This is a genomic window from Candidatus Omnitrophota bacterium (genome assembly GCA_041648975.1).
Taxonomy (GTDB): domain Bacteria; phylum Omnitrophota; class Gorgyraeia; order 2-01-FULL-45-10; family 2-01-FULL-45-10; genus JAQUSE01.
Window position 1 is genome coordinate 1 of sequence record JBAZNZ010000002.1, and the last position, 23224, is coordinate 23224.

21 protein-coding genes are annotated in these 23224 nt (G+C 49.2%); 1 reads left to right on the forward strand and 20 read right to left on the reverse strand.

The window, feature by feature from the left end; all coding sequences use genetic code 11:
- The 14 genes from WC592_00630 to WC592_00695 all read right to left on the reverse strand — a co-directional run.
- The coding region (locus tag WC592_00630; protein MFA4980961.1) for a right-handed parallel beta-helix repeat-containing protein at positions 1-4065 on the reverse strand (4065 nt) is incomplete at its 3' end.
- An 83-nt stretch (positions 4066-4148) separates the two neighbouring features.
- Complete coding sequence (locus WC592_00635; GenBank protein ID MFA4980962.1) at positions 4149-4727, reverse strand: hypothetical protein; 579 nt, start codon at positions 4725-4727, stop codon at positions 4149-4151.
- A 139-nt stretch (positions 4728-4866) separates the two neighbouring features.
- Positions 4867-5976: an HD domain-containing phosphohydrolase gene (locus tag WC592_00640; protein ID MFA4980963.1), complete on the reverse strand. Its 1110-nt coding sequence runs from the start codon at positions 5974-5976 to the stop codon at positions 4867-4869.
- A 14-nt stretch (positions 5977-5990) separates the two neighbouring features.
- Positions 5991-7907, reverse strand: coding sequence for a CHASE2 domain-containing protein (locus WC592_00645; protein ID MFA4980964.1), 1917 nt, complete (start codon positions 7905-7907; stop codon positions 5991-5993).
- A 3-nt stretch (positions 7908-7910) separates the two neighbouring features.
- Positions 7911-8975 (reverse strand): outer membrane beta-barrel protein, encoded by a 1065-nt coding sequence (locus WC592_00650; GenBank protein MFA4980965.1) that lies wholly within the window; start codon positions 8973-8975, stop codon positions 7911-7913.
- Positions 8976-9007: 32 nt separating this feature from the next.
- On the reverse strand, positions 9008-9805 hold the full coding sequence (locus WC592_00655; GenBank protein MFA4980966.1) for a FecR domain-containing protein: 798 nt from the start codon (positions 9803-9805) through the stop codon (positions 9008-9010).
- Positions 9806-9818: 13 nt separating this feature from the next.
- Positions 9819-10439, reverse strand: coding sequence for an MlaD family protein (locus WC592_00660; GenBank protein MFA4980967.1), 621 nt, complete (start codon positions 10437-10439; stop codon positions 9819-9821).
- Positions 10440-10493: 54 nt separating this feature from the next.
- A complete protein-coding gene (locus WC592_00665; protein ID MFA4980968.1) occupies positions 10494-11291 on the reverse strand; it encodes an ABC transporter ATP-binding protein in 798 nt (265 codons plus the stop codon).
- A 12-nt stretch (positions 11292-11303) separates the two neighbouring features.
- Entirely contained in the window at positions 11304-12098 is a 795-nt protein-coding gene (locus WC592_00670; protein ID MFA4980969.1) for an ABC transporter permease, read from the reverse strand.
- Positions 12099-12113: 15 nt separating this feature from the next.
- On the reverse strand, positions 12114-12449 hold the full coding sequence (locus WC592_00675) for an STAS domain-containing protein (protein MFA4980970.1): 336 nt from the start codon (positions 12447-12449) through the stop codon (positions 12114-12116).
- A 27-nt stretch (positions 12450-12476) separates the two neighbouring features.
- A complete protein-coding gene (locus WC592_00680; GenBank protein MFA4980971.1) occupies positions 12477-12881 on the reverse strand; it encodes an ATP-binding protein in 405 nt (134 codons plus the stop codon).
- Positions 12882-12896: 15 nt separating this feature from the next.
- On the reverse strand, positions 12897-13862 hold the full coding sequence (locus tag WC592_00685) for an acetyl-CoA carboxylase carboxyltransferase subunit alpha (GenBank protein ID MFA4980972.1): 966 nt from the start codon (positions 13860-13862) through the stop codon (positions 12897-12899).
- A gap of 156 nt (positions 13863-14018) precedes the next feature.
- Positions 14019-14960: a L,D-transpeptidase family protein gene (locus WC592_00690; protein MFA4980973.1), complete on the reverse strand. Its 942-nt coding sequence runs from the start codon at positions 14958-14960 to the stop codon at positions 14019-14021.
- 25 nt (positions 14961-14985) lie between these two features.
- On the reverse strand, positions 14986-15435 hold the full coding sequence (locus WC592_00695; protein ID MFA4980974.1) for a divergent PAP2 family protein: 450 nt from the start codon (positions 15433-15435) through the stop codon (positions 14986-14988).
- Between the two features lie 74 nt (positions 15436-15509).
- Here WC592_00695 and WC592_00700 point away from each other — a divergent pair, with 74 nt between their 5' ends.
- Entirely contained in the window at positions 15510-16061 is a 552-nt protein-coding gene (locus WC592_00700; protein ID MFA4980975.1) for a hypothetical protein, read from the forward strand.
- Between the two features lie 56 nt (positions 16062-16117).
- Here the strand turns inward: WC592_00700 and folE are convergent, their stop codons facing one another.
- The 6 genes from folE to hemW all read right to left on the reverse strand — a co-directional run bounded on the left by folE (position 16118) and on the right by hemW (position 23217).
- Entirely contained in the window at positions 16118-16675 is a 558-nt protein-coding gene (folE, locus tag WC592_00705) for a GTP cyclohydrolase I FolE (protein ID MFA4980976.1), read from the reverse strand.
- A 136-nt stretch (positions 16676-16811) separates the two neighbouring features.
- Positions 16812-18203: a tRNA uridine-5-carboxymethylaminomethyl(34) synthesis GTPase MnmE gene (gene mnmE / locus WC592_00710; protein MFA4980977.1), complete on the reverse strand. Its 1392-nt coding sequence runs from the start codon at positions 18201-18203 to the stop codon at positions 16812-16814.
- Entirely contained in the window at positions 18200-19510 is a 1311-nt protein-coding gene (locus WC592_00715; GenBank protein MFA4980978.1) for a folylpolyglutamate synthase/dihydrofolate synthase family protein, read from the reverse strand. Before WC592_00715 ends, mnmE begins: the two co-directional genes overlap by 4 nt.
- A gap of 104 nt (positions 19511-19614) precedes the next feature.
- Positions 19615-21249: a bifunctional phosphoribosylaminoimidazolecarboxamide formyltransferase/IMP cyclohydrolase gene (gene purH, locus WC592_00720; protein ID MFA4980979.1), complete on the reverse strand. Its 1635-nt coding sequence runs from the start codon at positions 21247-21249 to the stop codon at positions 19615-19617.
- On the reverse strand, positions 21246-21998 hold the full coding sequence (gene gpmA, locus WC592_00725) for a 2,3-diphosphoglycerate-dependent phosphoglycerate mutase (GenBank protein ID MFA4980980.1): 753 nt from the start codon (positions 21996-21998) through the stop codon (positions 21246-21248). Before gpmA ends, purH begins: the two co-directional genes overlap by 4 nt.
- A gap of 94 nt (positions 21999-22092) precedes the next feature.
- Positions 22093-23217: a radical SAM family heme chaperone HemW gene (hemW, locus tag WC592_00730; protein MFA4980981.1), complete on the reverse strand. Its 1125-nt coding sequence runs from the start codon at positions 23215-23217 to the stop codon at positions 22093-22095.
- Between the last annotated feature and the right edge of the window lie 7 nt (positions 23218-23224).

The window sequence follows — 23224 nt, forward strand, 5'->3', positions numbered from 1 at the left end:
GTCCTGGTTGTCCCCGTCGAAGTCGCCTGTTACCATGAGTTCAGGGCTTAACGTGTGGAGCTGTGTCCACTGGGGGGTGCCGTTGGAATCCCATACGTGGATACCGAATTCCCCGTAATCGAGGATCACTTCGTCTTTATGCGCCTGCTGATCGGTTATGAGGTAATGATACCCCATATCCAGGATTCCGGAATCCGGCTTCTGATCGGTGCGGGTAGTGCCGTCGTCCGCTTCAACTTCCCGGCTACCGGCATTAACGCATGGGCTATCGGCCTCCTGGCCCGCAGCCGTCTGGCTCAAATAGTAATCACCATCCGGCCCGGTAACAAAGAGCGGATCGGTCGAAATATTGCCGCCGCCGTCCGTGTAAGGACCATCATAATCCCCGTTCGCATTACCCCAGACATTGTTATAGGAAACTACCGGATTAGCGCCGCCGTATGCACATATCCCGCGCTTGCCGCCGTCGGTATTACCATTATTCTCCGCGATTATATTGTTGCGGATAGCGGGCGTAAAAGTTTCCGGTCCTGCCAGGACATACTGCATTTTTATTGAATCGGCGACCACCTGACCCGAGGCGTGTTCGCGTAAAATGATATGATGGTCCTGGCCCGCCGTAAAATGGTACTGCCCCAACAATTGTCCCAGCCACCCGGTAGTGCCTCCCGTTTGATTCACATATACGGTCGTGACTCCTCCGTCATGATGGATCTCGTATCCGGCCGAACCGCTATGCGCCGCTCCTCCTGTCCATGTCGCGTATACATTATAATCGCCGGACGCGACTATCTTGGGAATCCATTTAACGAAGTCCGAACCGTTTCCTGCCTCATGTAATTTATACCTTCCCCAGTTAGCCTGCGCATTGATTTGTTCGTTCCAATTTCCCGCGTAGGTGAAATAACCGGCGTTCTGCTGGTCATCGGCCTCGGACGTGCTCGGAACCCGGTTGCATACCATACCTCCGCTCTCTCCGTTTCCCGTAATGGTATTGTTCTCTACCAAGATCTGGCCTTCCAGATCAAGGCCGCCGAAACTTACGCCTGTCTGACCGTTATTTGCCACGAGATTGTTAAAGAACGCCCCGTAGGAATTGTTTGATTCAAACCCCAACCCGGCGTTTTCGGTGATTCGCGAATTTCTTATATCGAAAGTGGAAAAACTCCATACGCCGATTCCCCGCCCGTTGTTTTGAGTGACAGTTATGTTATCGGCATTGAATGAACTATTTCTGCTAATACCGATAGCGCTGATCCATAGATTGCCCGCAGGGCCGTTTGCGTAGATGCTGGAATCCGATATATTCAGGGAAGAATCTTCAACCTGAACCGAATCATACTGCCCCAGGGATTGCGAGATCTGGCAGTTCGTTATCGTGGCGGAGGAATTATTCCACATGCCGATAGCGCGCCTATTGTTGATGATCTTGCAGTTCTTAATGACGATCAAGGACGAATAGTTCATCTCTATGGCGCGGGCATCTTCTTGCATAAAAGCGCCTGTTACGGTAAAGCCGTCTATGGTTATTCCCGACCTGTTCCACAGGCCAAGTAGCGCCCATCCGCCCCTGCCGGTTCCATCGATGATGGTCTCATTCGCCGCGGCATCCCGCGACCAATTGTTCGCGCTGTCGTATCCGCCTTCAAGGATCATCCCGTCCTCGAAGTGAATGTTGTCGCTCGATCCCGAATATGTGCCTTTGGAAACGCATATCTTCGTTCCGCCTGTCGCGTTATGCGATATCGCGTCACCCAGGTCCTTATACGGGTGGGCCTTTGTGCCGTCCTCTTCGCCGGTCGCGGCCGCGTTGACGTATATCCTCACTAACGCCGATAAAATAGGCGAATAGGTCTCGGCCGTATCATCGTCTCCGAAATCATAATAGGTATACAACCTGTAATAATATGCGTCCGAGGAATTGTCGATCGTGTCATCGACGAAGTAATTCGCTTCCGGATCCGTTATCTCAGCCACGTTCGTAGAGTTCTTATCAACATCGATCGTGGTAGACCTGTATATCTCGTATTTTTCGATATTCGCGCTGTTTGGATCTTCCGACGGATCCCACTTCATCCTGACCGACGGAACATCGTTATTCCATAATACGCATGCCTTTTCCTCAACATTCGGGCCATAACCTAATAAGTAGTTCCAATCCTTAGGAGTCATGTCAGGCAGTATCCCGCCCAAGGTCGCGATCCCGGGATCGAGATCGTCGTTAATGATCTCATTGGCTAACAGGGCGTTCATATAGAAACGTATATCCCGCGGATTCGTAAGGAGCTCGTTCATATCTACCTGGACAGCCAAACCGGAACCGATCTCATTACCGTCCCCATCTTCAAAATAAGCGGGTATGGTAATCAGCGGATGCCCGGCGTCGGCAAGATTCGTCCTTACCTGATCCAACATATTTCTTACTTCGCTTTCTTTAGATAAAATATCATCTCTTTCATCCTGCGGCACACCCGGCTCATAGAACATGATAAAATGCTCTTTGTCGTCATTGGGGCGCGCCCTTATGAACGTCGAAGCGGCATTATAAGAGTCGATCCCGGAAATAAGGGCCGTTTTCGCCTCGCCGAGAAGCGCGCGCATCTGCTCGTCCGTAAGGTCCGTTCTAAGCTTAAACATGTCCGGGTAGTCATTCAGCATGAACTGGGCTATGCCCAGGTTTCCTTCGCCGAAAAATAACGGCTGTAAATTCGCATTATCCCCGTCGCTGGATTCGTTCAACTTTATATTGAACTTCATGAAATAGAGCATGGCTTCGATGGCCTTCGCGTCACCATAATCAAGGTCTATCACCTCGCCCGCCTTAAGATCGGGCAAGTGGGCAGAGGTTATCTGGTCAGTAAACCCGTTAGTTATAATCGATAGGTTAAGGAGGGCTTCGTTGATCTGCGTAACGGTTCCAGCCATCAGGCCCTGTCCCTCCGTCATGTCGGGATATGGCCTACAAGGGACTATCCTCACGGCGTCGGCCGCGATATCCTGGCTGCCGTCGGTCTCCAGCGTAATCGTGTTTCCAGTAAGGCTTGTGAACTGGAAGACGCCCAGGCAATACCACTGACCATAATTATTATATTCCTTTATATCGCGTGTTTTGAGTTCAGCGCCTGACGACATTACCTTATATTGATAGCCAGAGTACTCTGACTCCGCCGCCTTAGGAGCGCTGAAATATACAAGATATTCCTTGCTGAAATCAGGGACATCGAATGTCCACGTCGCTGTGGCGGAGCTTCCCGCTGCATGTTTGTGATAATTCTGCTTAACGGAATTCCCATACTCTGTCTCAGCAGTCCATCCGCTTTCAGTGGTCGCGAAGCCGATTGCGTCGGAATCGTCTATTACGATGCCGCCATATAAAAATTTCATGGCGTCGGCCACAACACGGCCCGTCGAAGTATTATCGGAGAGTGTAACTGATGTAGTTGCACCGGTGGGAAAATAATAGGCTCCCAGATACTGCCACCCCTCATGATTCCTCTGGTCTACTAATATGTAAAAACCATCAAGTCCGCTTATCCGGTACTTAGCGTCTGTAGCATTCGTGTCGGCTCTGGCCACCCAGGCATACACGTCATAATATCCGGCAGTGGTTATACTCGGAGTCCATCTTGCGACATTGGCGCCTGTGCCTGCTTCATGATAACGGCATGACGTGCCATAAGCAGTTTCCAGGTCTGTCGGCTCACTGTAAGTTCCCCATGCGGTGCCTTCAAAGCCGGCCGACCCGTCATCCATTATAATAGTATCAACGGGCGTTACAGTATTAAAATTAGGTTCGCCCTCATCATCGAATATTATCGGTTTATTTTCCCATTGGGTGCCGGTCGGCCCGAATATCTCTAGTTCGCGAAGTTTCGCTTTGAGATTTGCGTTCTGGGAGATCACCGTAGCGGCATGCCAGAAATTCTCGGGTTGACCTGTAGGATTCGCCGTAAGCGCCGCGTCAAATTCCGTATGTGCGCCAACCATATCGGCTTCACCCAGGAAAAGCGCCTTGCCGTCATCGAGATTGCCGGGCTCGGCAAATCCTGCAGCAGACGCCAACATTAAAATTGACAAGACTACCGTTGTTACCGATATAATTTTCATTTTTCTAAACATGCCTATTCCCCCCATTTTTGTCCATTGCATTATAATATCCTTGTAAAAGCCCTTAACCGTTTCAGCCTGTCATTTCCCAATTCAAAATCTTTCAGGTTCACATCCGTATCGACCATATCTGCTTTAACGGACCTGCCGTCATATCCAAGGATACAGTTTCCGCGGGCGAAAAGCCGGCTTTTGGCGCTGTCCCATCTCAAGTTATCGCAGACAAGCGCCCTCCTGTTCTCTGTCATAATCATTACGTTGCCGGATAAATCTATCCGGCCGGCCGCCAATGCGGCTACTTCGGCGTCTTTAACTCCATGGCCGTAAGGTACATCGATCACTGCTTTCTTCGATCGCATGGACGACACCCGGACGTTCTTCTCGTAAAAAATGACCTCCACATCCCGTATCTCTGCGGTTTTGACCGGTCCAATGGCAAACAGGCTAATCTTTTTCGCGGCAGGATTGAGCGTTTTACCGTGAATAGTGAATTCCTTATCGCGGCCGTTATTCGCATATTTTGTGAAATTGATTTCCTCGAATTTTAGGATTTGTGAAGACGGTTTGGAGTTTTCGCTATTATTTATTTTGTGATTAAAATTTATCGCAGCAAGTGACATACACATGGCGGGTATTATAACAATAGATAAGATTGTTTGAGCTTTCATATTGACATGCCCAATTCTTGGGCAATTTCCACTATATGATACATGTAACACGGTGTCAAGGAAATATTCCACATTTTTAAATTCTTAACCTTTACTTCCATATCTCCGGACGCCTTGAAAACGAAAGCATGAATGCCTTGACGAGCTTGGGGTCGAACTGTGTAGACGAGCCGCGCTTTATTTCAAATAGGGCCTCTTTCCTTGTGTAGCCGCGTTGATAAGGCCTGTTAGTGGTGAGCGCGTCAAAAGTATCGGCTACGGCGATTATCCTGCCCTGCAGCGATATCGCCCTTCCCTTTAACCCGTTCGGATATCCGCTTCCGTCAAAACGCTCGTGGTGTTCCAATATACCGCGCACTATCTTATGGGCGGCGTCTATGCCCTCGACGATCTTTACGCCTATCAGCGGATGGTGTTTTATGTGGGTCCTTTCGAAAGCAGACAGCTTTGAGGGCTTGGACAGGACATTCTCCCTTATCCCTATCTTCCCGACATCGTGGAGAAGGCTCGATAACTTTAGGTTCTCCAGCTCTTCCCCGGCCAGCTTCAGCGCCTTGCCTAAGGCATAACTGTATTTCATGACACGTTCCGAGTGTCCGCTCGTATACTGGTCCTTGGCGTCGATGGCTCTGACGAGCGACTTCGTTGTGCTTAAAAAAAGGTTCTTCAGGCTTTGATAAAGCCTGGCATTCAGGAGGGCTATGGCGATATGATTGGAAAGCGCAGCCAATAATTCTTCGTCTTTTTTTGTAAATAGATGCCCAGGACGCTTCCTGTTGCTTGCGATCAGGGATCCGACGATAATGCCGTCTTTCTTAAGCGGGACCGCCAGGAACGACTGGACGGGTATCTTCTCCCTCATGAACGGCAGCATCTTATCTTTAAATATCGAACTGCGGCGCACGTCATTTACTATCAAGCTCTTCTTCTTCCTTACCAGCTGGCCGTTTATCACCTCCCAGCTGCCCATCAATTTAATGTTATCTATCTCGTCGGCGCTGAAACCCTCTGCCCTGGCCAGCATAAGGTGAGCGCGGCTTTCGTCGGCCAGGAATAACGAGGCGTGGTCTGCGCCGAGCGCCTTTATCGATTCTTTCAGGACGAGGTCGGAGACCTTATCCATATCCAAAGACGAGCCCACTATCCGGCTCACATCCAGCAGTATCTTCATCGATTCATATCGCTTATAATGTACGGCCATTGCGCTCCGATCTTTTAAACTATTTTGATGACGACCAATGTCATATCGTCATGCTGGCTCGCCTTGGGCTCAAAGGCCCTCACGTCTTTTTCTATCGCATCGAGGATCTTCGCGGAAGAGAGCCCTTTATTAGCCTTGATCACGGCCGACAACCTTTCGCTTCCATACATATCCGATCCCTCGTTCATCGCTTCCGTTATCCCGTCGGTATAGAATACGAATACGTCGCCGGGCGCAAACACCGCTTCCTTTTCGGCATAGTCGCCTTCAATAAGGCCCAGAGGAGTGCCGATGTCGACATCGAGAAAATCGGCTTCGCCTGTCTGCTTCATATGGATGAGAGGCAGATGCCCGCCGTTAGAATAGGTAACCGTTCTTTTTTTATTATCAAATACGGTATAGAATACCGTAACGAAAAGATTCGACGCCGATTCGCTGACCAGTTTTGAATTAAGACGGGAGAGCACGTCTTTAGGGTGGGAATCCGGCGTAGTGAAGAACTTGAAAGCTCCTGTGACCATAGCCATGAAGAGGCTAGCCGGTACGCCTTTGCCCGAAACGTCGCCAATCATAACTCCGAGCCTGCCGCCCCCAAGGTTCAGGAAATCGTACAGGTCCCCGCCAACCTGCCTGGCCGTAAACATCGCCGCGACGATATCCATGCCGTTCACCTCGGGCAGTTTTTTCGGCAGGAAGCTCTCCTGTATCTTTTTGGCGATGCCCAGCTCGTTCTCTACCATCAGCCGTTTCGTCCATTCGGCTACATATTTGTAAAGGGTGAGCCCGAGATAACAGAATATCATGGCCGCTTCAGGGTAAACGACGTCTATCCATACGCCGGACTTTATGAACAATCCGACGGAGAGGCCCGCGAATATTGCTCCTATGGCTATAAGCGACAAAAGGCCTTTGACCGGCTTCATGCTTAGCGCGGCCAGCGACACAAGGATCCCCAAAACCAGCAATATCAATAAATTCATTTCGCGGGAGGCGCGTTGAATAAACCTGTTATTCAGCACGGAGTTGAAGATCTCCGCATGAATGCCGACGCCCGGATACAGGGTCTCGAAAGGATTGGGATGCAGATCGCCTGTTCCTGCCGCGGTCAGGCCGATTATACACACCTTGTCCTTGAAAACCTTGGGGTCTATGCTGGGTTTCTGCCCGGATACATAAGCGAAGTATGACTGGAGCACATCCACATATGAGTAGTGTTTATAAACGTCCCCCCACCTGCCGGAGAAGTTTATGATCATATTGGAATCGTCGTCCAGAGGTATCTTGCCGGTCTTTCCGAAAAGAAGGTATTTGCCGGGTTTAAGTTTGATCTCACTCTCGCGTATGCCCAGGTAATCGCACGCGACGAGGAAAGATATATACGGATAAAAGGCGTTCCCGTATCTTAAGTAGACGGGGATCCTCCTGAACTTCCCGTCCTTGTCTGGGACTATATTTATATGGCCGCTGCCCTTAGCGAGCATCAGGAAATTGTCCTGGCACTTTGCCACATAACCGCGCGCCGATATCATCTTCGATACATTCTTTGTATCGAAATCGAACGCTGAAGGAAGATAGACGTTGCCGGCTTTCCTCATGGCGTCCTCTATCTCCCTGTCATTGTCCTGAGGTTCGGCAAAGAGAAGATCGAAGACTATGGCCTTGGCGCCGAAATCGGAGAGCGCCCTTATGAGAATAGCGTGATAGCTCCTGTCGAACGGGAACCTTCCCAATTTCTTCAGGGAGTCTTCGCCGATCTCTATTATCACAACCTTATCCGTCGCAGGCACGGTCGACCGTATCAGGAACCTGATATCGAGCGCTCCAAGCTCATAAACATCGAACAGCCTGAAATATGATAACGCGAATACCGGCAGGATGATCAAAGCGAGGATGATCGGACCGGATAGTTTTTTAATGCCGAGTGGTTTCATCTTTTAGAACATGTAGTATACACCGGCCGTGTAAAGGTTATCGGTATATCTCTCTAACGGCTCATTGGACTGGTTTTCGGTATAGGAATAGTTCACAAAAGCGGATATGTTCTTCGTGAGATCATACATAAGTGACGTAGTAACGGTATACTGCTTGTCCTTTTGCACAACGTATTTATCGCTGCAAAGCCTGGAATCGTAATTCCTTAACTGATAGTAGAAACCGGTAATAGTGTAAAACTTCGGATTGAAATACTGGATTATGGAAAAACCGAGCCTGTAGTTCAAATAATCGTAATAATCGTAATACTCGTCGTTGGAATCGTTAAAATATACCTGGTTCGTCATCCTTAACTTGGTTATGTCCGTCGGAAAGAAGCCCAGCTCATGCTCGACAAGGTTTCGCGTATCGACTCTCAGCTTTGAACCTTTGTTCCCGTTCGCAAGCCTCGCTTTCCTGCCGGTGTAATCCCTGCCAAGAAATCTGTATGTGACCTTCTGGTATATCCTCTTCGTTATCTTATGCTTGATGCTCGTATTCACCTCGTTGCCTATAAAAGTGCCGTTCGTGTCGTGGGAGAACCACAACCCCTCAAAACCGTATCCGACACTCAGCGTAAACATATCGAAGAGGCCCTGTTCTATACCGGCATAAGCATTCCCGTCGAGCATGTTGACATCGTTGATCCTGAAATAATTCACATTCATCATATTAAAACCGAAATAGGAGCCCATCGGCCCGTATTTAAAATCATTTAAGGGATATTTGAAATCCATCCCCGCCGTCTCCTGGACATATCCGTCGCTCTTCTTGTTGGAATTAAAGAGCGGGTTGGTGTCCAATCCCATCGTCACACCGACGATGGAATTGGCGGAGAGCTTATCCTTGGACGGGACGGTCCTTTGCCTTTGCATAAGGAACCTTTCAGTCGGCCTGGTCACAACTTTATATTTCGGCTCCTGCTCCTCCACCGTATCCGTCGCGGCGAGTATCGGGCCCGCTGAAAATGAAAAAGCAACGCACAGAAGCAACATTAAAGCTTTCTTCCATCCAGAAATATTTCTCATACGATTTCCTCCGGCGATCATCATGTAGGACCTTAGGTCGTGTCCGGTATGCTGACCCCTCCTTGCCTGGCCTCTATCCTCTGTTCATCCCTGTTTTCATTGACGTTATCCTTTTTAGAGTCTAGCTGGTCTATGGCATTCCCCATGTTGCCTGCCTGGTTGAGATTAACCATAGACGACAACCCCAACCTTGACAGCACATCCTGCCTCCACTCATTCCACTTCTGGAAGTCGCCGGCCGTCAACCTCTCGAGGATCATCGCCTTATCCTTTTCCAGTATCAGCTTCCACCCCTCTTTTACATTTACCATATCCCCTTTTATATTACCGAACTCATCCAATATCGCCGTATAAATAGAATCCTCGAGCGCGCTGAACATGGAAGCCGCCTCATCGGCGCTTACGGTCCAGCCTGTTGCCCTTGCGCCGCTTAAACCGAGCGGTGTCTTTACCTCAAATGCCGACCCCTTGGGAAGATCGTTAATGAGCGCCATGGCCGTCCCGCTCATGAGCTCGATCAAGTAAGGCGATTCGGACTTCCTCACGAATACGTCGGAATTCGGTTCGATCCTTACTATGTTGGCGTCTTTTTTTGAGAAAGATATCTCGACAGCTTCTTTATCGAGCGTCTTTATCCTATCGCCGTTACCGACGGCCATCTTCAGATCGCACGGGCTCCATGTATTAGTCCCGGACTTCATTATCTTGGGATCGCCTTTCAGATAGACGATCTTAACATCACCCTGCTGAGCCTTCGCCATATTGAAGAAAACCACGGACATCGCCGCAAATACTATAAAAATAAGTCCAAACCTGACCGGCTTAACCATGTAGCACCCCTTCCTATTTGCTCCCCTTCATTAAAAGTTTCCATGGATGGCGCTTTATATCCTCGCTGAATTCCTTGAAATTTACCGTGGTCTGTTCCAGGTTATTGGCGATGTTGCCTATATGTTCCTTATTGTCTTTGACTACGCCTGTTACATTTTCGGCCAGAAGCTTGACCTCTGCCAGGGTCTTGTCCAGGTTCTCGGCTATCGCATCCGCCCTCTTCATGAGTTTTCTCATCTCTATAGGGTCTTCGCTTAATAGGACCGCCCCGTCTTTAACAAATGGCTTTTCAACCGAACCGGAAGTGATACCTATATAGGCGTCCCCTATCATGCCGGACGTGGATATGAAAGCGACCGAGTCCTCATGTATCCTGGCAGTGTCTTTGATAGAGAGGACGAGCTCTATCTTTGTCTCCGGCACATACTGGAACGCTATGCTGTTCACGCGGCCGACTTCTATGCCGGCAAGCTTTACAATGGAGTCTATCTTTATGCCTTCAGCGTAATTGAAGTAGGTCTTCACCTTATACGGCTTACTTTTAAAATCGGTGGTCTTTACCCAGAAAGTAAGCCCCACTACTATCGCCGTGATGACTATTACGCCTGTCTTCATCTCATTATTTATCTTCATCTCATTTCCTTTCATCAAATTTTTTACTTATAACTTAAAACTTACGACTTATAACTATTTTATGAGCTGCTCCAGGTAATCGTCTTTCTGCTGGAAAAACCTTATAGGCCCGTCGGGGCTGCCCATGACGAACTGCTGGACCATCTGGTTCGAACTCTTCTTTATCTGCTCCGGCGTCCCCACCTCGAGGACTTTTCCTTCGTAAAGCATCGCTACCCTGTCCGCTATGGAAAATACGCTCTTCATATCGTGGGTCACCACGATGCTCGTTATGGCCAGTTTCTTGGAAAGATCTATTATGAGTTTGTCTATGACGCCGGCGACTATCGGGTCTAAGCCCGCCGTCGGTTCGTCGTAAAAGACTATCTCCGGGTCCATCACTATCGCGCGCGCCAGCCCCACCCTCTTCCTCATGCCTCCTGAAAGCTGGCTCGGCATGAGATCCTCGAAGCCCCTCAAGCCCACAAGCTCCAGCTTCATCTTTACCACTATATCGATAACGCTCCTGTCGAGCCTGGTATGCTCCCTGAGCGGAAGGCTGACGTTCTCTCCGACAGTCATCGAATCGAAGAGCGCTGACGACTGGAACGACATCCCGATCTTCTTCTTGACCTTGTCCATCTCGTCTTCGTTCAAAACGCTGAGGTCTTTTCCCAGCACGTGGACCTTGCCGGAATCGGGTTTCAGCGCGCCGATGAGATGCCGGAGGAATGTGCTCTTGCCGCACCCCGAGCCCCCCATTATCACGAACGTCTCGCCCCTGTATATCTCAAGGGATATGCCGTTCAGTATGGTCCGGTCGCCGAATCTCTTCACTACCTTATCGGCCTTTATTATAATCTCTTTTTCCATATATTCATCGGCCTATTTCTGAGTAAAATAGAATAATCCCGTCAATATACAGTCAAACAGGATTATCAATATGAAACTGGTAACCACGCTGAGCGTCGTCGCCTTGCCCACGCCTTCGGCTCCGCCCTTCGCCCGAAGGCCCATGTAACATCCTATCAAAGAGATTATGATCGCGAATACGACGCTCTTGATGAGCCCGGTCCAAACGTCTTTCCACTGCATAAATTGGAAAGAGAACGTCAAATACCTGTAAGGATCGAGGCGGAGATTGAACACCCCGACTAAAAATCCTCCGAAGATGCCTGTCATATCGGCAACTATAGTAAGACACGGCAGCATTACAAGAAGCGCCAGGAACCGCGGCACAACGAGGAACCTTATCGGGTTGAGCGCCATAGTCTCAAGCGCCTCTACCTGTTCCGTTACCTTCATCGTCCCAAGTTCAGCCGCAATGGCCGCGCCGACGCGCCCGGCCACGACAAGCGCAGTAAGAACCGGCCCGAGCTCCCTGGCAATGCCTACGCTCACCATCGGCGCCACGAATATATTCGCCCCGAACCTGGACAGCTGGTAAGCGCTCTGCATGGCTATAACTATCCCGGTGAAAAAGGATACGAAGAAAGCTATGAGGAAAGAGCCGGCACCGGCAAATACCATCTGGCTGAATATGCTTTCGCTCTTCACGAATTTGTTCTTCAAGGGCCCGGCTATGAGCCAATAGAGCGTATCAAAAAATAGGGCCAGCACATCCGAGATCTGCCGGCCCGTATTTAAAATAATGCCGCCTGTCTTTTCAAATAAGTTCATAGTATGACGGCCTCGCTACATGAACGTTGAGATGGCTTCTTCTTCGTCTGCCATTATTTCAAACAGCTTCTCGAGCTTGGTTATCTCGAAGAGGCTCTTTATCTTTGGAGAAAGGCCGGTTAACCGCAGTCTTCCGCCGTAAGCTTTCATATTCTTTAGTGTCTCCACCAGAGTCGCAAGCCCGGATGAGTCCACATAAGTGACCTTGGTCAGGTTTATAACTATCTTTGGCGTCTTTTGGGAAAGCAGCTTGTCGAAGGACTTCTTTATAGCCGGACTTGAGTTTATATCTATCTCGCCGTCTACATTACATACAGTCAATCCGTTCTTGGATTCTATCTTAACGGCCATAAATCATCTCCTTTTCTGCTTCGCCTTTCACGCGTCTAATGTTCTGAATCTTTTTATCATCCTTATTCTATTTCCTGATTCATTGAATTCGACCTTGTCCATCAATTTCAATATAAGATATACGCCTCTGCCGGAATTCCTGAGGATGTTTCCATCCTTGGTAGGATCCGGAAGGAGCTTATGGTCAAAACCCGCTCCCCGGTCCTCGACCTCGATATTAAGGATACCGTCATCGACCCTGCAATCCACCTTGACCGGTAATTTCCTGTTCGATCGGTTGCCGTGGACGATCGCGTTCCTGACGGCCTCTTCCACGCATAACTTTATATCGAACAGCGCTTCTTCTTCCAATTTATATGGCAAAAGGCTTTTAGTGATCTTCGAAGAGATTTCTTTTACATACTTTATCTCGCTGGGAACAGTTATAATAATCGCTTTAGCTCCGTTCTATTTTTCCGTGAATTTACCGATCGCCCGTATCCTGGAGTACCTCATATCCAGCAATTTGGTCCCGGACAGGCCCTTTAACTCGGCCAGGTCCTTCTTTATTACCTTCTTTATGTTATCGGCCGACTCCTGAGGATTCCTGTGCGCCCCGCCGAGAGGTTCTTTTATTATACCATCGATAATTTGCATTTCAAATAAATCTTTCGCCGTCAATTTCAGCGCTGCGGCCGCGTCAGGCGCTCTCGAGCGCTCCTTCCACAATATGGCCGCGCACCCTTCGGGGGATATCACCGAATAATATGAATTTTCAAGTACATATGTCCTGTCGCCGATACCTATGCCGAGCGCCCCGCCGGATCCGCCTTCCCCGATAACAAATATGATCACCGGCGTAGCCAGGTCGGCCATCCTTCTTAAATTGTACGCGATCGCCTCAGCCTGGCCCCTCTCTTCAGCGCCTATCCCCGGATACGCTCCCGGCGTATCAATAAACGAAATTACCGGCAGGCTGAACTTTTCGGCCATCTTCATCACCCGGATAGCCTTCCTGTACCCTTCCGGATGCGCGCTGCCGAAATTCCTTTCAAGGTTCTCTTTGGTATCCTTCCCCTTCTGGTGTCCTATAACTACGATATTTTCACCGCCCACTTTCGCCAGGCCGCAGATCATCGCCTTGTCGTCGGCGTAATGCCTGTCGCCGTGGATCTCTATGAAATCCGTCATCATCATATCTATATAGTCAAGTGTATACGGCCTTTTGGGATGACGGGCTATCTGCACCCTCTGCCACGGAGTCAGGTTATCATATATCTCTTTCTTTATGCGAGAGAGCTTCTCCTCGAGTCTTGTTACCTCCCCGGATATGTCTATGTCCTTATGGGCGGTGAACCCTCTGAGCTCGCCTATCTTCCTCTCCAGCTCTAATATGGGCTTCTCGAATTCCAACCCGTAAACATGTATAGCCATGTGATACTCCAATAGATTCCGCGATAAGTTACGTAACGTTACATAAAGTTACGTAAGGTTACATAATGTTACCGCCAGCACTCAATATTTTTAAAACTCGCAACCTTATGTAACCTCATGGAACCTGATGTAACCTTATGCAACATCCGCGAATCTTTAGTCGACGATCAGCACTTCAGTCCCCTCCGGGACTATGGTATATAACTCTTCGACTTCCGCGTTCTTCATCCTCACGCAGCCTTCTGTGACGCTCCTGCCTATCGATTCGGGCTCTATCGTCCCGTGGATCCCGTACCCCTCTTTGGATATACCGAGCCACCTGGAACCGAGCACATTCTTAGGATCCCCGGACTGAACCACCCCTCCGGTGGGCGGATACCATGGCGGATCGACTATCTTGGTCGTGATCTTGAACGTGCCTACCGGCGTGCATGAATTTTTGCCGGTAGAGACCCTGTATGTCTTCAATATATTTTCATTGTCCTTAAGCGTCAATATATTCTGTGACTTATCGACCGCTATGCTGAACCTGGATTTATTAATCTTGATATTTTCCCCTACCCTGATAGCGTTGTTCTTAAGGCCGTTCGCCTTTGCTATCAACTCTACGGTGGTGCCGTATTTTTTCGCGATCCTGGTCAGCGTGTCGCCCTTCTGCACCTCATAAGAAACAGAGTCCGGGGTCGGTATAGGCGAGAACAATATCTGCACGTTCACATTCTCCAGCGCCTCCTGCGCTTTCAATATCTCCCCCGACGCCGGGAACTTCTCTACTAACTTCTGGTAGGCGTCCCTCGCGTTCAGCAGCTCGCCGGATTTTTCGTATGTGGATCCGAGCAAAAAATAAGCCGTCAGGGCTTCGGCCGATCCGGGCGACTTCACTATAAGTATCTTCAGGTTCTTTAACGCTGTTTCGGTCTGGCCCTGCTCGAGCAATTTCTTGATGTCGCCCAGCTTCATGACGGATTGATTAATAACCGCCGCGGACGACGCAGCCGCCCCTGATGGGGCTTTCGTTGAAATTATAATGTACCCTAGGACAGAGGCCGTTATTAAGAATAATATAACCGCGCCGACAATCAGGAATCTCTTATCCATTTAATATTGCCCCCGTTAAAAGTTATCACTTATAGAACAGCAATGAGACGAGGATGCCCAGGACCATGCCCGCCCAGACTTCTATGGGCGTGTGGCCGATGAACTCTTTCAGCTTGTCTTCGTCTAATTTCTTTTTCCAGTATATATCTTCCAGCATCTTATTCAATATATTGGCCTGCCGGCCCGTGGCGAGCCTTACGCCCTGCGCGTCGAAAAGGACTATGAGGGTGAACGTAACGGTTATAGCGAACAGCGCGGAATCAAAACCATATGTAATACCCACCGACGTCGCGAGGGACGATACCGCGGCGCCGTGAGAACTGGGCATGCCGCCGGAGCCGACAAACCACCGGAAGTTGAACTTCTTTTCCCTGAACACGCCAAGCAGGACCTTTATCGTCTGCGCTATGAACCATGCGGCCGCCGATGTCCAGAATATGTAGTTGTGGCTGAACTCAATTAGGTTTGCAATCATATTAGCTTTATATTATAATATATAAAATCCGGTTATTCAAATAGAATATAGCATATAACGCGAGGAGGGCGGTCATGAGAAAACTGTTGGCGCTTACCGCAATAGCGATAGTAACGGCGCTTTTGGCGCCGTCCATATGCTTAGCGGGCAGCAACGAGCTGTCGTACCTGATTAATAAAGGAAATCCTATAAAAGTTTTCATGAAAGATTTCGTTAATGAATCCGGGCAGAATCAGCTGGTAATGGGAGAATTAGAGAAAACGGTGGAAAAATCGTTGCTTGCCAGAAAAGCCGTCACGTTCCATATAGCGAAGACTATCGAACAAAGCGATATATGCATATCATGCACCGTTAAGAAATACCAGTATCTCGAAAAAGGCCCACTCAAGTTTTCCCCAAGCCCGCAAGCTATGCTCTTAGACGCCGCTGCGTCAGCAACGGAAAACTACGTCGAGATGGACGCGGAATTCGTGATAGCGGACTCCAGAACAAATAAGACGCTCTGGAAAGACACGATCGGATTTTACGAAAAGAAAGTGATGACGCCCGCTGAAAGCACGCCGATAATATATGATCACGTAGCCAGGCGTTTTCTCTGGAAATCTTTCGGCAAGCCAAATAAGTAAGTCGATCTACAACGTGCCGAGGTCTCCGACCGAGGCCAAGCCAAATAAGCCTTCTATCAACCCTTTATAAGAGCCAGGGCTTCAGCCCTGGTCTTTTCGTTCCGCCTAAAGACGCCGCGTACGGCGCTCGTTATGGTAAGGACGCCGGGTTTCTTTATACCCCTCATGCTCATGCAGAGGTGCTCGGCCTCTATTATAACCAGGACGCCCTTAGGGTTGAGTTTCTTCATTACTATATCGGCTATATCGGTGGTAAGGCGTTCCTGGACCTGCAGCCTCCTGGATAGGATATCGACCACCCTGGCCAGTTTGCTTAAGCCCGTGACCTTGTTATTGCTGGGCAGGTAAGCGACATGCGCTTTCCCTACGAACGGCAGCAGGTGATGTTCGCATATCGAATAAAGAGGTATGCCTTTTAACAGCACTATCTCATCATGATCTTTTTCGAATACCACCTCGAGCTCTTTGCCGGGGTTGATGCCCGTCCCGCCCAATATCTCTTCATACATCTCCGCGACGCGCTTTGGGGTATCTTTGATATCGGGCCTCTTAACGTCCTCTCCGACCGCGATCAATATCTCTTTAACAGCCTTTTCGATCCGTTTTTTGTCCATATATAGCTCCTATTAAATTACGGTTCTAAGTAAAAAGTCAAAAGGAAAAATGTAAAAGTCGTGTGTCGCTGTCGCGACCTTAAATATAGGTGCGAAGTACACAACACTTTTGCCTTTTCACTTTTTCCTTTTACCTTTATTTTCCGATACAGAATTGCTCAAATATCCTATCGAGGATATCATCCGAGACAGACTTGCCGACTATGAGCCCCAGATGATACAGCGCTTCCTTCAAATCGACAGCGACCAGCTCGCAGGGCGTTCTCTTTGCAAGCGCCTTCTTAACTGATAGCATATTATCGAGCGCCCTGTCAAGAAGCTCTTTGTGGCGCGCGTTCGCCACTACTGCCGATTCGCCCTGGTCATACTCTCCGCTCCATACGGCCCCAAGCAACTCCTTCTCCAGCGTTCCTATATTACGTCTCTTCCCAACCGATATCTCGACTATCTTATCATCCTTGAAAAACTTTTTGGCTTTTTTCGCGTCCGTCTTTTTCGGAAGGTCGGATTTGTTTATCACCACTATCTTCTTCTTGCCGAGTGCCAATTTTATTATATCCAGGTCTTCTTTTCCGATCGCGGTAGAGCCGTCGAGCACGAGGATCACTATATCCGCGAGATCCAGGTACTTCTTGCTCCGCTTCACGCCCTCCTTATCGAGCGCGTCCTTCGCATCGGCTATGCCCGCCGTATCCACAAGCCTGACTGGAACACCTTTAAGGTTTATGACTTCTTCCACAGCGTCTCTCGTTGTTCCCGGTATAGGAGAGACTATGACCCTGTCCCTGTTCAACAGCAGGTTCATCAGGCTTGATTTGCCGACGTTCGGCTTGCCGCAGATTATCGCCAGCACCCCTTCCCTTAGCACTGCGCCGCTCCGGTATGTGCGGACAAGATCCTGCAATCCGCGTATAACGCCTTCAACCTTTTTTACCAGCCCGGAATTCTCTATTATCTCTATGTCTTCTTCCGGAAAATCTATAGAGGCCTCTATCTGCGAGGCTGCATCGATCATGGAATCAAGTATCGCGTTCACCTTATTCGAAAGTCCGCCGTCAAGCTGGCTCATCGCGACCTTCAGGGATCCTTCGGTCTTGGATCTGATGACGTCCAGGACCGCTTCCGCCTGCGCCAGGTCGAGCCTGCCGTTAAGGAACGCGCGCTTCGTAAATTCTCCGGGCTCGGCCAGACGCGCCCCGCGTTCCAATATCAGTTCAAGGGCCCTCTTCGCCGCCTGGATTCCTCCGTGGCAATTTATCTCCACAACATCCTCTTTCGTATAGCTCTTCGGAGCCTTCATAACGGTCAAAAGGACTTCATCAACTACCCTGTTTTTTTCATCTACTATGTGGCCGTAATGGACTGTGTAAGTCTTAAATTTGGAAGGCTTATCTTTATCTTTTGAAGCGAATACGGCATCCGCGATCATGAGCGCCTTTGGCCCGCTGAGCCTGGCTATGCTTATACCTCCCTCGCCTATCGGCGTGGAGAGCGCGGCAATAGTATCGTCTGGACTATTATTTTTCATAGGCCGCTTCCCGTCAATATTTCCCGCGCTTCGCCCACCACGAATAGCGAACCCGTTATCAGTATAAGATCTTCTGCTCCGGCCTTTGACTTTGCCTGTCTCACGGCTTCTTCAACATTCGAGGTAACAACCGAATTTTTGGATGTTATCAATGCTTTCATCCTTGCCGGGTCGAGCGAGCGTTCGGCAATACGGGACTTTGTCAATACAACAGAATCCGTTATCGGTAAAAGTTCTTTCAGTATCCCCTCTATGTCTTTGTCGCTTGAAACGCCGAGCGCAAGTATTAATTTTTTATATTTAAATATCGTCTTAACGGAATCGGCAAGCGCCCTCGCGCTTGCGGCGTTCTGCGCGCCGTCCAGCACGATATGGGGCCTCTTCGACACTACCTCAAGCCTGCCGTCCCACCTGGCGGAGGCGATCCCGACTCTTATCGCTTTCGGAGATACCGCTATGCCATGATCGCCGAGAGATTCCACGATCCCGACGGCCGTCGCCGCGTTGATGACCTGATGGGCGCCTAAAAGCTTCGTCTCCAACGCGAGGTATTCGCCCGCCATTCCGGATACATTGAAGACCTCTTTCTCTTCCGCGCTCTCCAGTTCTTTAAATTTTATATCTCTTCCGACTACTACCAGCTTTGCGTTTTTGCGTTTGCAGACGTCTTTGATGGTTTCCATCGCCTCTTCTTCCTGCGGCGCGGTAACACATACGAGGCCATCTTTGATTATCCCGGCTTTTTCATAGGCTATCTCACGGAGCGTATGACCCAATTTATCGGTATGCTCGTAACTTATCGGCGTAATGGCGCAGACGAGCGGTTCTATGATATTAGTCGCGTCCAGCCTGCCGCCGAGGCCGACTTCGTAGACTGCAAGATCAACGGCATTTTCCTTGAAATAAAGATAAGCGATGGCTGTGTAGACCTCAAAAAAGGACGGCGCTTCCGCGCCCATCTCCGACAGCGCGCCCTTTACATTATCCAGAAGCCTTCCCACATCCTCTTCTTTTATGAAGGCTTCATTTATCCTGATCCTCTCGCAGAAAGACGAAAGGTGAGGAGATGTATAGAGCCCTACTTTAAATCCGGATTTTCTTAATATTGAATATGTTATGGCGCAGGTCGAACCTTTACCTTTCGTTCCCGCCACATGGATAGACTTTATGCCTTTTTGCGGATCTCCGAGGAGAGATGAAAGTTTCCTCATCCTGTCTAATCTAAACGATCTATTATAGTCGTAGCTGTTGAGCTTCTCGTAATTGGTGAATTCGTTAAGGTATTCCAGGGCTTCGGGGTAAGTCATGGGATAAGATAGTTACCAGTTACCAGTTACCAGTTACCAGAATAGTCAAACTGCCACTTTTCTTTTCTGGTTACTTCCTTTCTGGTTTCTGGTTACTATTGTTTTTAATGCTTAAAATGCCGTACTCCCGTAAAGACCATTGCTATGCCGAGTTTGTCGGCCATCTTTATGACCTCCGCGTCCCGTATCGATCCGCCCGGCTGTATTATGGCCTTGGCGCCGGCTTGCGCTGCCTGCTCGATCCCGTCTTCTTTAGGGAAGAACGCGTCGCTGGCGAGCGTGGAATCCTTCGACTTTGCTCCCGCCTTTTCAGCGGCGATCTTGACAGAAACCACCCTGGACATCTGTCCGGCTCCTACGCCAACTGTCTTCGTGCCCTGGCACAACACTATCGCGTTGGATTTGACGTGTTTGGCGACCACCCATCCGAAAAGCAGCGACTCTATCTGAGCTTTTGTCGGCTTGGCTTTGGTGACAACCTTAAGATCGGACTCTTTGATATGCGCCAGGTCCCTGTCCTGGATAAGAATGCCTCCCACGACCTTCTTCATGTCCCTATCCGGAGCGCCTGGTCTTGAGCCGAATCCTTCGACAAGCTCAGGATTCGGCCCTGAGCCTGTCGAAGGGCCAAAATTCTTCACTTCCAGAAGGCGCAGGTTCTTTTTTGTCCGCAATGCATCGAGCGCCCCTTTTTCATACGACGGCGCTATTATGCATTCGACAAAATCAGCTTCCTTGAGGATGGTATTCGCCACCTCTATATCCACAGGGCGGTTGAACCCGACGATGCTTCCGAAAGCGCTGAGACGATCGCAATCAAGCGCGTCTATGTAAGCCTGCTTCAGGGTTTTGGCAACGGCCGTCCCGCAAGGGTTGGTGTGCTTTATTATGGCCGCGGCAGGCGCTTCGAATTCTTTCACTATTTCAAGGGCCGCATTAAGATCGATTATGTTATTAAAAGAAAGCTCTTTGCCGTGAAGTTGCGCCGCGCAGGAGACGCTTGGCTCATTGGCCGCTTCATCTTTATAAAATGCCGCCTTCTGGTGCGGGTTCTCTCCGTATCTCAGGTCCTGAAGTTTTTTGAATTTTAAATCGAGCGCCTGCGGGAAATCTTCGTCCTGGCCATCGGCCCCTTGCCCTTTCAGATATGCGTATATCGCCGCGTCGTAACACGACGTCTTCTGGAATACCTTCACTCCCAGTTCGACTAAAAGGTCCTCCGATACGCTGCCGTTTCGCTTCTCCATCTCTTCGATGACCCTCTTATAATCGGCGACATCGCACACTACACATACGCTCCTGTGGTTCTTTGCCGCGCTTCTCAGCATTGAAGGCCCGCCGATGTCTATATTCTCTATCGCCTCTTCAAGTTTAGTGCCCGGCTTCGCTACCGTCTTCTCGAAAGGATAGAGATTGACGACAACCATATCTATAAGGCCGATCCCATACTTCTTAACGGTCTCCATGTGTTCTTTGTTATCGCGCAGCGCCAACAGCCCGCCGTGGACCTTCGGATGAAGCGTCTTCACCCTGCCGTCGAGCATCTCGGGAAAACCCGTATGCTCGGAAACGTCTTTTACGTTAATACCGAGAGCCCTTATGGCCTTAGCCGTCCCGCCCGTCGATAGTATCTCAACGCCGAATTTATTCAAAACCTTTGCAAGATCCTCCAGACCGGACTTATCCGACACGCTTATGAGCGCCCTGTTAATCTTCACGTTAACTCCTCCTTGCCTCATTTTTTCGCTGCTTTGCCCTGGTTTGCGACTGCGTCCATAGCCTTTTTCACCTCTTCGGGATCACCGAGATAATAACTCTTTAACGGTTTCAGATTATCATCAAGTTCATATACTAACGGAAGTCCTGTAGGGATATTCATCCCTACGATATCTTTGTCGGAAACATTATCCAGATATTTTACCAGCGCCCTTAACGAATTCCCGTGCGCCGCTATTATGATCCTCTTGCCGGATTTCACCGCGGGCGCGATAGCCTCATGCCAGTAAGGCAGGAACCGCGCGACTGTATCCTTAAGACATTCCGTAAGAGGCGCATCCTTTTCAGCCAGGTCTTTGTAGCGCGGGTCTTTGGCCGGGTTCCTCGGGTCTTTCTTCTCCAGGGCCGGCGGACGGACGTCGTAACTCCGCCTCCAGATAAGAACCTGTTCTTCCCCGTATTTCGAGGCCATCTCCGATTTGTTCAATCCCTGCAGCGCGCCGTAGTGCCTCTCGTTCAGCCTCCAGGAATTATAGACCGGTATCCACATAAGGTCCATCTCATCAAGGGTGACCCACAATGTCCGAATGGCCCTTTTCAATACGGATGTGTACGCGGCGTCGAATACAAACCCCTCTTTCTTGAGCGCCTGGCCGCCTTTTTTCGCTTCAGCCATGCCCTTTTCGGAGAGGTCGACGTCCGTCCATCCGGTAAAGCGGTTCTCCTTATTCCATACGCTTTCGCCGTGTCTCAGCAGCACCAATCTCTTCATCGTAGTCATCCTTTCGATTAATTTTCAAAAATTATTGTATCACAAAAGTATTCATATGAAGAGTAAAATATTTTATTGTTTGGTGGTAAATAATCTACAGCAGCGCGCTGGAAACGGTGTCACAGAAGAGGAATCCTTTTCGTTTGAGGCATATGCCGGTTGGAACATTATTATCCTTTTTGTACTTAATAAGTCCTTTTTCAATAAGCTCTGCGATGGCATTTCTTTCGATCTTATTAAAATCGTAACCAGTCTTTGCCGTGAACCATTCAAAATCGATTCCGCCTTTAGTCCTGATCTTCACGGCTGCGGTCTCTTTCGCCGTTTCAAGCGGAGGAAGCTTCTCGCTAAAATCCGTAAGGTCGTTGCCATTCTCCGCCCTGATTATATAATCTTTTATGCCCGACACATTCTTCTTCCTTACCCCGCCGATGTATGAGAACGCCGAAGGGCCCAACCCCAGATACTGACCATTATCCCAGTAGTTAAGATTATGCTTTGACTCACATCCTTCGAGCGCGAAGTTAGAGACCTCATACTGCTTGAAGCCTCTCAGGCTGAGCATGTCTATGGCCAGCTCATACATCCCCGCGACAGACTCGTCCTCCAGCGGCGTAATGCTTTTATTGGATGCGGCAAAAAATAGAGGGGTGCCTTTTTCGTAGGTCAGTTCGTAGCAGGAGACGTGAGTTACGGGAAGCTTTGCCGCTTCTTCCAGCTCCTTTTTCCATCTCTCCGCGCTTTCGCCCCAAAGCCCGAATATGAGATCGATGCTTACATTCTTGAATCCTCTCTTAGCGGCGAGATGGACCGATTCAACAGCCTTTCTGCTATTATGTATCCTGCCTATCTTTTTTAGTTTCCGGTCATCGATTGATTGCATCCCAATGCTAATACGGTTTACGCCTGAATCCAGCATGATCATAACCCTTTCCTCGTCAAGGCTTTCCGGATTGGCTTCAACTGTAAATTCGGAAACATTTTTGACAAGCGGTTTAAGGCTTTTCAGCATCTTTTCGAAGAGACATGTGCTTAACGCCGTGGGGGTCCCCCCTCCTATATATATACTAGAAATATTATATTCGAGTTGCTGAATTTGTGATGCCAGTGCATCCATGTACGAAGAGGCAACCTCCTCTTCATAAATATCACTATAAAAGTTGCAGTAGACGCACTTCCTTTTACAAAACGGTACATGAATATATAATGAGGTTACCATGAGATAT

Coding starts and splice junctions, on each gene's coding strand:
- WC592_00635 (MFA4980962.1), bottom strand. CDS start 4,727: ATGTCACTTGCTGCGATAAATTTTAATCACAAAATAAATAATAGCGAA.
- WC592_00640 (MFA4980963.1), bottom strand. CDS start 5,976: ATGGCCGTACATTATAAGCGATATGAATCGATGAAGATACTGCTGGAT.
- WC592_00645 (MFA4980964.1), bottom strand. CDS start 7,907: ATGAAACCACTCGGCATTAAAAAACTATCCGGTCCGATCATCCTCGCT.
- WC592_00650 (MFA4980965.1), bottom strand. CDS start 8,975: ATGAGAAATATTTCTGGATGGAAGAAAGCTTTAATGTTGCTTCTGTGC.
- WC592_00655 (MFA4980966.1), bottom strand. CDS start 9,805: ATGGTTAAGCCGGTCAGGTTTGGACTTATTTTTATAGTATTTGCGGCG.
- WC592_00660 (MFA4980967.1), bottom strand. CDS start 10,439: ATGAAGATAAATAATGAGATGAAGACAGGCGTAATAGTCATCACGGCG.
- WC592_00665 (MFA4980968.1), bottom strand. CDS start 11,291: ATGGAAAAAGAGATTATAATAAAGGCCGATAAGGTAGTGAAGAGATTC.
- WC592_00670 (MFA4980969.1), bottom strand. CDS start 12,098: ATGAACTTATTTGAAAAGACAGGCGGCATTATTTTAAATACGGGCCGG.
- WC592_00675 (MFA4980970.1), bottom strand. CDS start 12,449: ATGGCCGTTAAGATAGAATCCAAGAACGGATTGACTGTATGTAATGTA.
- WC592_00685 (MFA4980972.1), bottom strand. CDS start 13,862: ATGGCTATACATGTTTACGGGTTGGAATTCGAGAAGCCCATATTAGAG.
- WC592_00690 (MFA4980973.1), bottom strand. CDS start 14,960: ATGGATAAGAGATTCCTGATTGTCGGCGCGGTTATATTATTCTTAATA.
- WC592_00695 (MFA4980974.1), bottom strand. CDS start 15,435: ATGATTGCAAACCTAATTGAGTTCAGCCACAACTACATATTCTGGACA.
- WC592_00700 (MFA4980975.1), top strand. CDS start 15,510: ATGAGAAAACTGTTGGCGCTTACCGCAATAGCGATAGTAACGGCGCTT.
- folE (MFA4980976.1), bottom strand. CDS start 16,675: ATGGACAAAAAACGGATCGAAAAGGCTGTTAAAGAGATATTGATCGCG.
- mnmE (MFA4980977.1), bottom strand. CDS start 18,203: ATGAAAAATAATAGTCCAGACGATACTATTGCCGCGCTCTCCACGCCG.
- WC592_00715 (MFA4980978.1), bottom strand. CDS start 19,510: ATGACTTACCCCGAAGCCCTGGAATACCTTAACGAATTCACCAATTAC.
- purH (MFA4980979.1), bottom strand. CDS start 21,249: ATGAGGCAAGGAGGAGTTAACGTGAAGATTAACAGGGCGCTCATAAGC.
- gpmA (MFA4980980.1), bottom strand. CDS start 21,998: ATGAAGAGATTGGTGCTGCTGAGACACGGCGAAAGCGTATGGAATAAG.
- hemW (MFA4980981.1), bottom strand. CDS start 23,217: ATGGTAACCTCATTATATATTCATGTACCGTTTTGTAAAAGGAAGTGC.